Annotated in this window: 14 protein-coding genes; 2 read left to right on the forward strand and 12 right to left on the reverse strand. The window is 39.3% G+C overall.

Features of this window, described 5'->3' with window-relative positions:
* Positions 1-36: 36 nt before the first annotated feature.
* The 12 genes from J2S10_RS13280 to purK all read right to left on the reverse strand — a co-directional run bounded on the left by J2S10_RS13280 (position 37) and on the right by purK (position 10,334).
* Positions 37-579 carry a 3D domain-containing protein gene (locus J2S10_RS13280; protein WP_307408461.1) on the reverse strand — a complete coding sequence of 181 codons (543 nt, stop codon included), beginning with the start codon at positions 577-579 and terminating at the stop codon, positions 37-39.
* A gap of 246 nt (positions 580-825) precedes the next feature.
* Positions 826-1,260, reverse strand: a complete 435-nt coding sequence (locus J2S10_RS13285) for an SRPBCC family protein (RefSeq protein ID WP_307408463.1) — start codon at positions 1,258-1,260, stop codon at positions 826-828.
* 225 nt (positions 1,261-1,485) lie between these two features.
* A complete protein-coding gene (locus J2S10_RS13290) occupies positions 1,486-1,686 on the reverse strand; it encodes a cold-shock protein (RefSeq protein ID WP_007083691.1) in 201 nt (66 codons plus the stop codon).
* A gap of 205 nt (positions 1,687-1,891) precedes the next feature.
* On the reverse strand, positions 1,892-2,137 hold the full coding sequence (locus J2S10_RS13295) for a glutaredoxin family protein (RefSeq protein ID WP_307408476.1): 246 nt from the start codon (positions 2,135-2,137) through the stop codon (positions 1,892-1,894).
* Between the two features lie 145 nt (positions 2,138-2,282).
* On the reverse strand, positions 2,283-3,545 hold the full coding sequence (purD, locus tag J2S10_RS13300; protein ID WP_307408478.1) for a phosphoribosylamine--glycine ligase: 1,263 nt from the start codon (positions 3,543-3,545) through the stop codon (positions 2,283-2,285).
* Positions 3,542-4,120: a phosphoribosylglycinamide formyltransferase gene (gene purN / locus J2S10_RS13305; RefSeq protein ID WP_307408481.1), complete on the reverse strand. Its 579-nt coding sequence runs from the start codon at positions 4,118-4,120 to the stop codon at positions 3,542-3,544. The genes purD and purN overlap by 4 nt, the downstream gene beginning before the upstream one ends.
* 2 nt (positions 4,121-4,122) lie before the next feature.
* On the reverse strand, positions 4,123-5,157 hold the full coding sequence (gene purM, locus J2S10_RS13310; protein ID WP_307408483.1) for a phosphoribosylformylglycinamidine cyclo-ligase: 1,035 nt from the start codon (positions 5,155-5,157) through the stop codon (positions 4,123-4,125).
* 14 nt (positions 5,158-5,171) lie between these two features.
* Positions 5,172-7,460: a phosphoribosylformylglycinamidine synthase subunit PurL gene (gene purL / locus J2S10_RS13315; protein WP_307408485.1), complete on the reverse strand. Its 2,289-nt coding sequence runs from the start codon at positions 7,458-7,460 to the stop codon at positions 5,172-5,174.
* Entirely contained in the window at positions 7,447-8,130 is a 684-nt protein-coding gene (gene purQ / locus J2S10_RS13320; RefSeq protein ID WP_307408487.1) for a phosphoribosylformylglycinamidine synthase subunit PurQ, read from the reverse strand. The genes purL and purQ overlap by 14 nt, the downstream gene beginning before the upstream one ends.
* Before the next feature lie 19 nt (positions 8,131-8,149).
* Positions 8,150-8,398, reverse strand: a complete 249-nt coding sequence (purS, locus tag J2S10_RS13325) for a phosphoribosylformylglycinamidine synthase subunit PurS (RefSeq protein ID WP_307408489.1) — start codon at positions 8,396-8,398, stop codon at positions 8,150-8,152.
* A complete protein-coding gene (purC, locus tag J2S10_RS13330) occupies positions 8,391-9,110 on the reverse strand; it encodes a phosphoribosylaminoimidazolesuccinocarboxamide synthase (RefSeq protein ID WP_307408491.1) in 720 nt (239 codons plus the stop codon). Before purC ends, purS begins: the two co-directional genes overlap by 8 nt.
* 96 nt (positions 9,111-9,206) lie before the next feature.
* Entirely contained in the window at positions 9,207-10,334 is a 1,128-nt protein-coding gene (purK, locus tag J2S10_RS13335; RefSeq protein ID WP_307408493.1) for a 5-(carboxyamino)imidazole ribonucleotide synthase, read from the reverse strand.
* 201 nt (positions 10,335-10,535) lie between these two features.
* On the opposite strand from purK, the gene purF reads away from it, so the two are divergent.
* The gene (gene purF / locus J2S10_RS13340) at positions 10,536-11,915 is read left to right on the forward strand and encodes an amidophosphoribosyltransferase (protein WP_307408495.1); all 1,380 of its coding nucleotides are present in this window, start codon (positions 10,536-10,538) and stop codon (positions 11,913-11,915) included.
* Between the two features lie 253 nt (positions 11,916-12,168).
* A complete protein-coding gene (locus J2S10_RS13345; protein ID WP_307408499.1) occupies positions 12,169-13,389 on the forward strand; it encodes an MFS transporter in 1,221 nt (406 codons plus the stop codon).
* Positions 13,390-13,405: the final 16 nt, after the last annotated feature.

Here is a 13,405-nt window from a genome sequence, read left to right on the forward strand (position 1 = left end):
AATAAAAGCCCTTCTCTATTGAGACGGGCTTATTCATTATTTTAGAATTTGTACTTTAACTGTTTTTCTTCCCCAATTAAGCGCTTCCTTTTGTGTAGGAACGAATACATCTATTTTATTCCCCTTCATGGCGCCGCCTGTATCAGCCGCAATCGCATAACCATAGCCTTCTACATAAACCTTTGAGCCTAATGGAATCACTTTAGGATCAACAGAGATTACTTTTTGATTTGGATTTTTCTTTAGGTTGATACCGGTTGCTGTTATACCGGAACATCTTGTGCAATTCATGGTATAAGCAGAGGCACTTACCGTGATTTCCTTAACAACACTAGAATTTTTAGAAACTGCTGCAGTCGCCGGTTTAGAGATAGATAAAGATTGCTTCGGATGAATGTTATCAGATTTAAGATTATTCCATTGTTTTAATTGAGTTACTGTTATATGGTATGTTTTCGCGATTCGTGACAGTGTATCACCACTTTTAACCGTATATGTATTGGATGCTGCAAACACTCCACTGGAACTACCAAATAGCAAGGCAGCGGCTGTACCAAAAGTTATCAGTAATTTCTTCAAAATACAAAACTCCCCTCTATCGATATATTTAAAATACCACAGAAATATTACAGGAGTATTTCAAGAGATTACTAGTTTCGTTACAAATTGTCGGATAATTGTTTTTGTTGGATTAATTTAGGTTAAATCGCAAATATTGTTATTTTTTGGAACAAGAAAAATGCATAAAGGTCATTTAAAAAAATGAGGGCTAGTCCGATGTTGACTCGGACCAACCCTTTATTGGTGTTATCCTCTACGGGACTGTTATTTTTCCAAAATGTCCTTTATCTTCTTAAGGTCTTTATTGTTTGCTTTTTTCATCATAGAGGAAATAAACGGAGTAAATAGCTTTGAAAAACCTGTCGGGTTACCCTTATTACGTAAGGTCATTCTCGTATTATATTCGTCAATGGCTTTCCAAGTATAGGTGGTCTCCATTGGAAACGGTCCATCTGCTGTTCTCATTACCATTTTTTGACCCGGAATAAATTCGACAATTTTGTATACATACGCAAGTTCTCTTCCCAAAAATTTTGCTTTAAATGCGATTCGTAAACCAACGGTCAACGGTTTATCAGTTTTCCACTCAGCTGAATTAATATTTACATACCATTTAGGAGCATTGTCAGGGTTTGCTGCATAGGTAGAAACCTTGTCAACCGGACACTTAATTTTTATTTCCGTAAAAACGTCAACCATATCATATCCTCCGAATTTTTCAGCAGATTTCAGTTTTCCTGTAGATAAATTAATGGGAGTATACCATAAATTATTACCATTTTAACCTTTTTCTATAATAATGGAGAATTTATCTGACGTAAACAAAAGGGGCCTGACTCCCAAAGCGTTAATGGGAGTCAAGACCCTTTTTTCAATAAAAAAAAGACTCTGAGTAAGAGTCTTTTTTATTAACGTAGGTTATTATTAAGCTTTACGAACGTTAGTAGCTTGGGGTCCGCGTTGACCTTGTTCTACTTCAAAAGTAACTGCTTGACCTTCGTCTAAAGATTTGAAGCCTTCGCTTTGGATAGCTGAGAAATGTACGAATACGTCGTCTCCAGCTTCGCGTTCGATGAATCCAAAACCTTTTTCTGCATTAAACCATTTTACTTTACCTTGTTCCATTTGTGTTTCCTCCTGTTGTGTGCTGTGCACACATTGTGTTACTATCCTTGCTCAAATCTTCAAGACAAAAAGCAGAATCACTTTTAACATCCTTACCGAACAAACAAAAATAATTCTCCTTTAATATAACAGAATAAATTTGGAAAAGCAAGCGACCGGAAAATATCTATTTAAATGCTATTATTCTTTTGGAGTAAAATAGTTCCTACTTTTTACCGCCGGCCAATTCCATTAGCTCTTTCAATTCATTTGTAAAGCCTTTTACCGCTCGATTTTCTACAACGGTGACAGGAAGCCCCAAATAGCCGAACTTCTCCACTTCCTTTCGATAATTTTCGTTCGTCGAAACATCCCTGACTTCAAATGGAATCCCCTCTTCAGTCAATACTTTTTTTACTAACGTGCATTCTATGCAATCGTTTGTCGTATAAACAATAATTTGTTTGATCATTAGTGATTTCTCCTCTTTCATATTTCTTTCATTTTAATCAAGATTATTCTTCTATTCTACATGAAAGAAGCGGATAGAATGCGAATTAACCTATTGGTAGAGAAAATTCCAAAAGAAACTCGACAGGATTGTATTACAACCTGATTCAATGGTATGCTTTAGATCCAATATCTGTTCGAAAATGAGCACCATTAAAAGAGATCTTTTCTACAGCAAGGTAAGCTAAATCCCTTGCTTCTTTCAGATTGTCACCGATAGCGGTAATTCCTAGAACACGGCCGCCATTTGTAATGGTATTTCCATCCTTTTCCGTAGTACCGGCCTGGAATACAAAAGTCGGATATTTGACTTCGTCCAACCCTTGAATTACTTTGCCAGTTTCGTATGGACCCGGATATCCAGCGGAAGACATTATCACGCAAACTGCAGACTTATCTTTCCATTTCACCTCTAGTTTTTTTAATTCTCCTGAAAGACTTGCCATCAATATATCAAGCAAATCCGTTTCTAAAAGGGGCAGCACTACTTGTGTTTCCGGATCGCCAAAGCGGGCATTATATTCAATCACCTTTGGACCGTCCTTCGTCAGCATCAAGCCTGTATAGAGAATCCCCTCAAAAGGACAACCTTCTATTACCATGGCCTCAGCCGTTGGTTCGACTATTTCCTTCATAATCCTTTCGACCATAGAAGAATTAATTTGCGGCAAAGGTGCATAGGTTCCCATTCCTCCTGTGTTTGGCCCTAGGTCGCCATTAAACACGGGCTTATGGTCTTGTGCAGGAATCATTGGCTTCACAGTCGACCCCATCACAAAAGAGAGCAGAGTCATCTCTTCTCCTTCCAAATATTCCTCGACAACTACTCTTGACCCTGCCGAACCAAACTTGACTTCCATCAGCATATTTTTAAGAGCCTCTTCAGCTTCCGTTTCGGTTTTTGCGATAACCACACCTTTACCTGCAGCTAACCCATCTGCTTTTATAACAATGGGTGCTCCATTCAAACGAACATAGGCTAGCGCTTCCTCAAAGTTGGTAAACGTAGCATATTTCGCTGTGGGAATGTGATACTTTATCATTAATTCTTTGGCGAACGCTTTACTTCCCTCAATCATGGCCGCTTCCTTTGAAGGTCCAAATATCTGTAATCCCTGCTGTTTAAAATAATTGACAATGCCCTTCGAGAGAGGCTCTTCTGGCCCCACAAAAGTAAGATCAATTTGCTCTTTTTTGGCAAAATCGGCTAATTTCTCGATTTCTGTTACAGAAATCGATACGCATTCCGCTACTTCAGCGATCCCAGGATTGCCAGGTGCACAATATAGATGATTGATTTTCGGACTTTGAGCTAATTTCCAAACAATTGCATGCTCGCGGCCGCCTCCCCCTACGACTAAAACCTTCATTTTGCTGCCTCCTTATTCGCAAGACTTTGTATCACTTCCGGCAATAATCTGTGTTCCTGCTCTTGGATCTTTTTTATTAATGTGTCTCTTGTCTCACCTGATACAATTTCAACAGTCTGCTGGGCAATGATTGGACCTGTATCCATCCCTTCATCCACAAAATGTACCGTAACACCGGTTACCTTTACACCATAATCGAGCGCTTGTCCAATCGCATCTTTTCCTTTAAAAGCTGGCAGCAAAGATGGATGTACATTGATGATTTTTCCATCATACGCATGTAGCAACACCTGCCCTAGCAGTCTCATATATCCAGCTAACACGATAAAATCTACTTGTTTTTGTGATAATTTTTCAAGAATCAATTCTTCATAGGCTTGTTTGTTTGAAAAATCTTTTACCCTAAAAGTAAACACCGGGATGGAAACATCCTTTGCTTTTTGTACTGCAAGGGCTTCAGGATTGTCACTGACGAGTATAACTATTTCTACATCTGTGATTTGTTTTGATTTGATGGATTCCAGAATCGCTGCAAAATTACTACCTGTTCCAGAAGCAAAAACGGCAATTTTCATGCTTACTCCTTCTTGATCACGACGTCATTGTTGCCTTTTTGAACCGTTCCGATCACGTATGAATCTTCCTCTAACGATTGAAGGTGCTCTATAATAGCCCTGGAATTAGCGGAATCAGCAATTATAATCATACCAATTCCCATATTAAATGTACGAAACATATCATAATCTGAGATTTTTCCTACTTGTTGGATAAATGAAAAAATCTTATGTTTTTTCCATGATTCATCGTTAATTTCAGCCTGTAAGCCTTTCGGAAGAATACGTGGAATGTTATCGTAAAAGCCACCACCTGTCACATGTACCAACCCATAGACAGGAAATTGCTTCAATACAGAAAGAATTGATTTAACATAAATTTTTGTTGGCTCCAATAACACTGCACCCAGTTCAGCACCCAATTCATCCACATATTCACGTAATGAAAGTCCAGTATCCTCCAATAGAACTTTACGCACAAGTGAAAACCCGTTGCTATGTACCCCACTCGAAGCTAGACCAATCAGTACATGACCTTCTTTTACTTTCGTTCCATCAATAAGGTGTTTTTGATCCACCATGCCTACTGTAAATCCAGCGATATCATATTCTTCATCCTGATACATACTAGGCATCTCAGCGGTTTCACCGCCAATTAGTGCACATCCTGCCTGTAGACAGCCATCAGCAATTCCTTTTACAATGGCTTCAATTTTCTCTGGTATAATCTTACCGCAGGCAAGATAATCTAGAAAAAAAAGCGGCTCTGCCCCTTGGACAATTACATCATTAACACACATAGCAACTGCATCGATTCCAATGGTATCGTGTTTGTCCATTGCAAAGGCAATTTTCAATTTGGTTCCAACACCATCTGTACCCGACACAAAAACGGGTTCCTCCATCTCCGTTAAATTTGGTTTGAAAAGTGCCCCAAACCCACCTAATCCGGTTAATACCTCCGGACGGAAGGTTTTTTTTACATGTTTTTTCATTCGTTCAACAGCTTCATTTCCCGCATCTATATCGACTCCAGCTTGACGGTACGCATCGCTCATTAGTTTCCACTCCTTTACTGTAAATTTGCAGTGATTTCCTTCATGTTTAACTTTTCATATACTTTCGAACGCATAATGTCTGGAATGGCCTTCCGCCAAGCTGTTTCCAATGCGGAAACCGGTTGAGAAATCACGGTTTTTCCATTATGTTCAATAGACAGTTCTTTACTTTTAACATGGCCAATTTCCTTTATTGGGACCTGAAGTTGGTTCGCATATTCCTTTACCTTCACTAAGTGTTCTGAGGACACAGAAAGAATAATTCGTGATTGGGATTCACTAAATAGATTAAAGTCCGTTCTTAGTTCTTCAGTAAGATGGATTTCCGCTCCCAGATTTCCACCTATACAGCATTCAGCTATAGCAACAGCTAAACCACCTTCTGCAGTATCATGGGCTGACTGTACCAATCCCTCTTGAATCACTTTTAGCGTAAAAGCCTGGACATTTCGTTCTAAATCAAGACTTAACTGTGGTGGACGGCCTTCAATTCTACCTGTCATTAATTTTTGATATTCAGAACCGCCGATTTCTGCTTTGGTTTCACCAATCAAAAAGATTGAATCTCCTTCTTTTTTAAAGTCTTGAGTTGTGATATGTTCGACATCTTTTATTAACCCGACCATTCCAATTGTTGGAGTTGGAAAAATGGCTTCCCCTTTTGTTTCGTTATACAGACTGACATTTCCACCAATAACAGGAGTATTCAGCTGACGGCATGCTTCGCTAATCCCCTCTGCCGCTTTTTCAAACTGCCAGAAGATTTCAGGTTTTTCCGGGCTCCCAAAGTTTAAATTATCAGTTATTGCAAGTGGCTCCGCACCAGAACAAACAACGTTACGTGCCGCTTCAGATACAGCAATGGCTCCACCCATGAACGGGTCAAGATAGACATATCTTCCGTTGCAATCCGTCGTCATCGCCAATGCCTTTCGTGTACCCCGGATGGCAACAACAGCAGCATCCGATCCTGGTATGACCGCAGTATTCGTTCGAACCATATAGTCGTACTGCTGATAAACCCATTCTTTGCTTGCAATCGTTGGTGATGCTAACAGTTGCTGCAAAATGGAATTATAATCCTTTGGCTCTTCAATGGCTGAAGCAGTATCCAATGATGAATATTGTTCATAATATGGAGCTTCTTTAGATGGCTTACAATACACAGGCGCATCTTCTGCCAGCTTATCTGCAGGGATTTCAGCTACTACTTCGCCTTTATGAAGTAGGCGAAGTTGGTTATCATTTGTAACCCGTCCAATAACAGCCGAATGGAGTCCCCATTTGTCAAAAATCCTTTTTACTTCTTCTTCTTTTCCTTTTTTCGCTACCACCAGCATTCGTTCTTGTGATTCCGAAAGCATCATTTCGTAGGCACTCATCCCTTTTTCTCGTTGCGGAACAAGGTCAAGATCCAATTCAACGCCATTTCCTGCTTTACTTGCCATTTCAGAGCTGGAGCTAGTTAATCCTGCTGCCCCCATATCTTGAATCCCAACAACATGACCAGAGGCAATTAATTCAAGGGTCGCTTCGAGTAACAATTTTTCCATAAACGGATCGCCTACTTGTACAGCTGGTCGTTTAGCCTCCGAGTTTTCACTCAACTCTTCTGAAGCGAATGTCGCACCATGAATACCGTCTCTTCCTGTGGCAGCACCGACATATATGACAGGATTATCAATCCCTTTTGCTAAGCCTTTTTGAATTTCATCGTGATTGATTAAACCGACACACATCGCATTCACAAGGGGATTTCCTTCATAGGAAGAATCAAAATAAATCTCTCCTCCGACAGTTGGAATCCCCATACAATTTCCATATCCAGCGATTCCCGCAACCACATTTTCAAAAATATATTTGGTTTTTGGGTTATCTAATTCTCCAAAACGCAGTGAGTTCAATAGGGCAATTGGTCGGGCACCCATGGAGAAGACATCACGAATAATTCCTCCAACACCCGTAGCCGCACCTTGATAAGGCTCAATCGCAGATGGATGATTGTGACTTTCAATTTTAAAAACAACCGCTTGATTATCCCCGATATCCACAATACCTGCCCCTTCTCCCGGTCCTTGCAGAACGCGGGAACCAGAGGTAGGAAAGCGCTTGAGGACTACCTTCGAATTTTTATAACTGCAATGCTCAGACCACATCACACTAAAAATACCAGTTTCCGTATAATTAGGTTTTCGCCCAAGTATTTCAATTACCTTTTCAAATTCTTCATCCGTCAATCCCATTTCCCGGTATACCTTCTGGTCGACGATTTGTTGAGGAGTCGGTTCTTTATACTGTTCCATTTTGTTCCCTCCAGAAACGTATAATAGATGAAAACATCCGTTTCCCATCATCTGTTCCAAGCCATTTATGTACAGCGCGTTCAGGATGGGGCATTAATCCTAAAACATTTCCTCTCTCATTGATAACCCCTGCAATCTCAGAAATCGAACCATTTGGATTCGTTCCTTTATACCTGAAAACAATCTGATTGTTCTTTTCTAATTGATTTAATGTCTCTGGATCACAATAATAGTTTCCGTCGCCATGGGCGATAGGAATACGAATTGTTTCGCCTTCCTGATAGTCTAATGTAAACGGTGTTAGGTTATTTTCTACTTTTAAATCAACCGTTTCACAATGGAACTTTAAGCGTTGATTTCTTCTTAATGCACCTGGCAAAAGATTAGCTTCGGTCAATATTTGAAATCCATTGCAAACCCCAAGAATCAATTTTCCCGCTTCTGATGCTAGTTTGACTTCCTCCATAACGGGAGACAAACTTGCTACAGCACCTGGCCGCAAATAATCTCCATAGGAAAAACCGCCAGGTACAAGAATAGCATCATATTTTGATAAATCTGATTCTAGGTGCCATACATACTCGACAGGCTGTTCAATTGTATCTAACACAGCTTTATACATATCTACATCGCAGTTTGAACCAGGAAATACTAGAACAGCAACGTTCAATTTATTTCTCTCCCTTCCTTCAATACTTGTTTAGGTCAAACCTATAGTCCTCAATTACGGTGTTGGCTAACAGTTTCTCACACATGTCCTTCACTCGTTCTTCTGCATTTTTTTGATCATTACTATTTATTTCAAGCTCCATGTATTTACCGATTCGAACTTCTCCCACCTCGTCATACCCAAGTGAATGTAACGACTCGTGCACAGCATTCCCTTGAGGATCTAAAACACTTTCTCTTAAGGTTACATATACTATTGCTTTAAACATCTACTCTACCCCCAATTCTACGTAAAATTTCATGATAGGCTTCTTCCACGTTTCCTAAATCTCGTCTAAACCGATCTTTATCTAATTTTTCCTTTGTACGTAAATCCCAGAAACGACAAGTATCAGGGGAAATTTCATCAGCTAAAATAATATCGCCCGCTGGTGTTTTACCGAACTCCAATTTAAAATCAACTAAAATGATCCCTTTTCTCAAAAGAAAATCCTTTAGGATTTCATTGATTGTTAGAGCTTGCTTACGGATGTAAACTAAATCTGATTCGGTTGCAAGCCCAAGTATTTCAATGTGATCATTATTAATAAAAGGGTCACCCAGCTCATCATTTTTATAGTAGAATTCCACTAACGTACAGGGGAGCGCCTTCCCTTCCTCCCACCCCAACCTTTTCGTAAGCGAACCGGCTGCTATATTTCGAACAACCACCTCAATGGGGATAATAGCCACTTGCTTTACAACCTGTTCCGTGGCAGAAATTCTATTAATAAAATGGTTTTCTACCCCTTTTTCCTTCAACAAACTAAGTAAAATGGCACTAATCTCGTTATTTAGTGTTCCTTTTCCAGCAATTTTTCCCTTTTTTTCGCCATTAAAGGCAGTGGCATCATCTTTATACTCAATCCAATATGTTTCAGGTTCTGATGTTTTGAACACTTTTTTAGCTTTACCTTCATACAGTTGATCTAATTTCTCCATATTTTTTCTCCTTTACTAAAGAAGATCTGAACATAGCTCTTCATGCAGACATGTTTAAAAATATATATCAAAAAGCTATTCGTTATCTATCCCCTCTTATTTCCAAATTTGAAGATTATTGATTTGTTGGAGCACTTGCTCGTGAGTTGAACCTAAAAAATTAATATGCCCCATTTTCCTATTTTCAACTGATTCCTTTTTACCGTACAAATGAAGTTTGGCTGTAGGTGGAAGCTGATCTATTTTATCTAACACTTTGCTCAAATGCTGACCTAAAATATTGACCATGATAATCGGACTTAAAAGAGAAGTATCTCCTAAGGGTAGACCACATATTGCTTTAATATGTTGTTCAAATTGTGATGTTACACATGCATCCATGGAAAAATGACCGGAATTATGTGGTCTTGGTGCTAACTCATTCACGATCATTTCACCATCATTCGTAAGGAACATTTCAATTGCCATTAATCCAACTGCTTGTATGGATTCTGCAATTTTCAATGCGATGGTTTCCGCCTGCGCCCATTGTTCCTTGCTAATTCTTGCAGGAACGATGGATTGATGGAGGATATTATTAACATGGATATTTTCAGCTATTGGAAAGGTCTTTGATTGACCAAGTATATTTCGTGCAACAATGACTGATAATTCTTTGCTGAACGAAATAAATTTTTCAATGATCATTTCCACACCGGTCTTATTCCAAGCCACTATAGCCATTGATATATGGTCTTTGCTGCGGATAACCCATTGTCCTTTTCCATCGTAGCCTCCTGCTGCTGTTTTCATTACACAGGGTAGACCAAAACGATCAATAGCGATATGAATGTCATTTTCAGATTGGATCTCCATGAAAGGAGCAACAGGCACAAAGTAAGATTGTAAGGTGGATTTCTCATGGATTCGATTTTGTGTTATTTTAAGGAGCTCGCTTCCTTGTGGAACAAAGGATGTTGTTTCTAAGATGGAGGCTATATTAGAATCAACATTTTCAAACTCATAAGTTATAACATCCGAGGAATCTGCTAAATCTTTAGCAGCAGTGAGATCAGAAAAGGGAGCGGTGATTTGGCGATCCGCTACTTGTCCACATGGAGAATCAGGTGTTGGATCCAAAGTAATGAAGCGGTATCCCATATTTCTCCCAGCAATTGAAATCATTCTCCCCAGCTGCCCTCCCCCTAAGATGCCAATTGTTGAGCCGGGTTTAATTACTGTCATTGTGTTTTCCTCCTTCAAACAGACAATAGGGTTTTATCGATTTAATATCACTTTAGGTTATCCCGTATTACTCTGATTTACTTTTAAGAACTCCAGAAACTTTTTGTTAATGTCACCATTAACCAACACTGCAATTAAAAAGGATAGAAATTCTTCTTTCGCCAAAAATAATATGGGAATATCAAGGGGAGGCGGACATAAATGGATTCAGAAATGCAGGAAAAATGCGGTGTATTTGGGGTGTTTAATCACCCACAAGCAGCCGACTTAACTTACTATGGACTTCATGCACTTCAACATCGCGGCCAGGAGAGTGCAGGAATCGTAGCTAGTGATGGGAATACATTCAGACATCACAGGGGAATGGGATTAGTTACTCAAGTATTTTCACGTAAAATTCTTGATGGATTAAGAGGAAATATGGCAATTGGCCATGTGCGATATTCTACTTCTGGTGAAAGTTTACTACAAAACGCACAACCCCTCGTTTTTAAATATAGCGAAGGGGACTTGGCTGTTGCTCATAATGGCAACCTCGTTAATGCAAGGATTGAAAGAGATGTGTTGCAACAGCAAGGAAGTATATTTCAAACTACCACTGATACCGAAATTATTGCTCACCTAATAGCCCGTTCAAGTAAAAAGCATTTTGCTGAAGCGGCACCTGATGTTCTAACCCGCATCGATGGTTCATTTGCCTTGGTTATTATGACGGCAAAACAAATGCTAATAGCCCTGGATCGTCATGGGTTACGTCCACTTAGCCTTGGGAAAATTGGTGAATCCATCATCGCCGCTTCAGAAACATGCGCTTTAAATGCTGTTGATGCTACTTTCTGGCGTGACGTTGAACCTGGTGAATGGCTGATTGTCGACGAACGTGGAATTCAAACGGGAAGATTTGCCGCAAAAGGTGAAGTTTCTCTTTGTTCCTTTGAATTTGTTTATTTTGCCCGTCCAGATAGTGTTATTCAAGGAAGAAGCGTCTTAGCAATCCGGAAAGAATTAGGTCAAATTCTGGCGAAAGAAAATCCAACACAAGCAGATGTTGTCGTGGCCGTTCCAGAATCGAGCGTCCCTGCTGCCATTGGCTTTTCCCAACAATCAAAAATTCCATATGAAATGGGGATTATCAAAAATCCATATGCCGGTCGCTCATTTATTGAGCCTACTCAAGAATTGCGCGATTTGGCTGTACGACTGAAATTAAGCGCTGTACAAGAAGTTCTTGAAGGAAAAAGGGTAGTGTTAGTTGATGATTCGATTGTCCGGGGAACGACAAGCAAGCGAATCGTTCAATTGATACGTCAAGCAGGTGCCAAGGAAGTTCATGTACGTATTAGCTCTCCTATGGTAAGAAATCCTTGTTTTTATGGAGTGGATATGCCAACAAAAGAAGAACTATTTGCCAACAAACATGAACATGAACGAGCAATGGGACAAGTCATCGGTGCAGATTCATTAGCCTTTTTAAGTACCAAGGGATTATTGGAGGCAGTAGATTTAGACCTTGCGGAGACAAGCAGTCGCTGTATAGCTTGCTTTAGTGGGGCTTACCCGACTAAGTTGTATTTGAAGTGATCCAGAGATAGGCACCACACTAAAGATGTTTTTTGTGTGATGCCTTTACCTTATTACCTAATATTGAACCTTTTGGATTTTGTTATCAATGTTATATACTAATATGGTTTTTCCGGCAAGTTCTTCTCCGATCTCCTCCCCTTTTTAATTTTTAAAAAAATTTTATGTTTTTATAAAATAAAAAGTATTTTGTAGAATTTCGGATTTCGAATTATAATATCATTAAATAAAAAAATGAAAACGGTGGAACCTCATGCGTACCTATAACGAAAAAATTAGTATTTATCACGGGATGGTTTCGACAATCGCTGTAAACCTTGCAAGTAACTTTTTTCCCATCTTTGCCATTTCGATACTTGGTGCTACCAATTATCAGGTAGGCTTAATCAGTTCCCTGCCGCCCTTGGTTGCGCTCATCATGACGATTCCCGCAGCCATTATGTTAAATCGCCTCGAGCTGCAAAAGAAAACGGTCGCCATGTCTGTGTTATGGGCCCGGGTTTTATTCTTATTGATCATAGGTGTGGTATATCTTACTTCAACCTATCAAACTTGGACATTCTTAATTATTATTGCCCTAATGAATGTGCCAGGAACCATTTCAACTATTGGCTGGCAAACCCTTATTAGCGGAATGATTACGGATGAGCGAAGAGGAACATTTTTCAGCGACCGGAATCGGCTATTAACAGTGGTCGGAATGATCACAACCCTTTTAATCGGTATAATTATGAAAAATCAGACAAACAACCCAGCCGCCTACCAGTGGTTGTTTTTTAGCGCATTTGGTTTTGGATTATTAGAAGTGTTTTTCTTATTGAAACATAAGGAAACCGTTCAACCGAAAACGAACACACAAAATAAAAACTCGTTTATGAATTGGTCTATTTTTAAGGATAATGGATATAGATGGTTTCTCATTGCAGCTTTATGCTTCAATTTCACATGGCAGATGGCATGGGGAATATTCAACATTTATAATGTAAAATATGCCCATGCCACCATCCTTTGGATTAGTATTTTTTCCGTTGGAAATCAATTAGTGCAAATTTTCACCTTTCCATTATGGAAAAAATGGGCGGAGCACAAGTCAAACACATTAATGCTTGTTTGGGCAGCAATGGGCATGGCACTTGCACCCGTTTTAACGATTTTGTCTACTAATCTGGTATACTTAGCTTTTACACAAATGCTTTCAGGATTTTTTGTATCCGGTATCGTCCTTCTTTTGTTTAATTTATTGCTAGAGCAATCTCCTCAGGAAACTAGAACTTATTGCATTACAACCTATAATGTCCTTTTATCGTTTGTTGCCTTTATCGCACCGCAAATAGGGATCTGGCTGTTAGATGCTACAGGTATACAAAGATCGATGGAAATAAATTCCTTTTTGAGGTTTATAAGTGCCTTCGGCTTCCTTCTTATGTATGCTAAGTGTTTTAAAAATAATAAAACTGCTTTATTGAAAAGCTAGGCGTTTGCCTAGCTTT

The sequence above is a fragment of the Neobacillus ginsengisoli genome (assembly GCF_030813055.1).